The sequence below is a fragment of the Cohnella luojiensis genome, assembly GCF_004564235.1.
Taxonomy (GTDB): Bacteria; Bacillota; Bacilli; order Paenibacillales; family Paenibacillaceae; genus Cohnella; species Cohnella luojiensis.
Genome location: NZ_SOMN01000098.1, coordinates 1 through 1,317 on the forward strand (window position 1 = coordinate 1; position 1,317 = coordinate 1,317).

Here is a 1,317-nt window from a genome sequence, read left to right on the forward strand (position 1 = left end):
ATCACGGCCTGATCAATTCTATGCACACTCATTTGAACAAATCGCATCCTAAATGACTAGATTACACGACAAGGAGGATATAACTTATTCCTCAGAAAATCGTGTCTTGACAATGGGGAGCATTACATTCTTTCAAAAATTTCTGTATCCGATATTTCGGCCTGATTATTCCAGTCTTCTTTCAACGCTTGTAAATGTAATGCTACATGAGGTGATTTACATGCCTTAATTGCCCTGTTAATGTCGTCAAAATCTATATTCTCAAAAGTTGTCAATGTAGCATGGGGGAGCGTATGTAATAACATAGGAGCATACTCATTACAAATTGAAATTTCCTTCCAAACCGTATCTTTCTTTGATATCTTGATCCATTCTACTTCAACTGCTCCTTGATCAACTAAAGATATTAATTGTGGAGAGTAATTACAACCCAGTTGAGTCAAAACAACACTTCCTTCATAATTAAATTTCCGAAAAATTTCTTGTAATCACGACGCCCAACCGACTTAAAGCAGCGAAGCTGCCGACTACGCTTGCGCAGTTAGACGGTGCAGGTGTGTCCGGTTGATTCCAAAGCAATGGAAGTATGTAAAAAGAAAAAGCCATGTGTAAAAAATGATCCAGATAACTCCGGCTCCTAAAAGCCATCTGGTGTATCATCCCATAAATTAGCATAGTAATTGTTTGCTATTATACCCCATAGGAATAATCCTATGATCGATATTGATGAAACAGTGATTAAATCGTGATTTCTTTTGAGATTTTAATAAATGCTTAAGTTACTCAAATAATAAGAAATAATTTTTCTATATTGATAGGAAAAACTATTGACCAACATATACACATAAAGCACCAGACAATTGATGATCTAATCGTCTTTCTTCTGATAAAAATACCTTTCTCTAGAAATGATATAATGAATAATAAAATTGAACCAATTAATAAAATGTTCCCTTGGAGTAAGTAATTGCCTTGATTAATTGATTGACTAATAATAACTCCGTAACCAATAGATGTCGGGTATGTAATATGGAATAAAACCTTTCTATGTGCTCTTGTTGTGAGACTGGCATTGAAAAATAAAAATAGCCCTGAAATCGCCCATACTAGAACTGTCATGATTAGAACTATGCAAATGATAATTAAAAAATAAAATGTTATATTATGCAAAATTTAACTTCCTCCAGATTCTATATAGACGGCAATAAAGAAGGCATCATAATTTAATACAAAGCCGATCAATAATTGTCATCGGAGTTTTGCTTATTTCTTCAGTGAAGCTTTTTACTGCAGTTCTTATCTCGTCTACTGTTTCAA

The 1,317-nt window shown here is 33.7% G+C and carries 1 protein-coding gene; it reads right to left on the reverse strand.

The window, feature by feature from the left end; all coding sequences use genetic code 11:
* Positions 1–122 precede the first annotated feature (122 nt).
* On the reverse strand, positions 123–443 hold the full coding sequence (locus tag E2980_RS23885; RefSeq protein WP_135154711.1) for a hypothetical protein: 321 nt from the start codon (positions 441–443) through the stop codon (positions 123–125).
* Between the last annotated feature and the right edge of the window lie 874 nt (positions 444–1,317).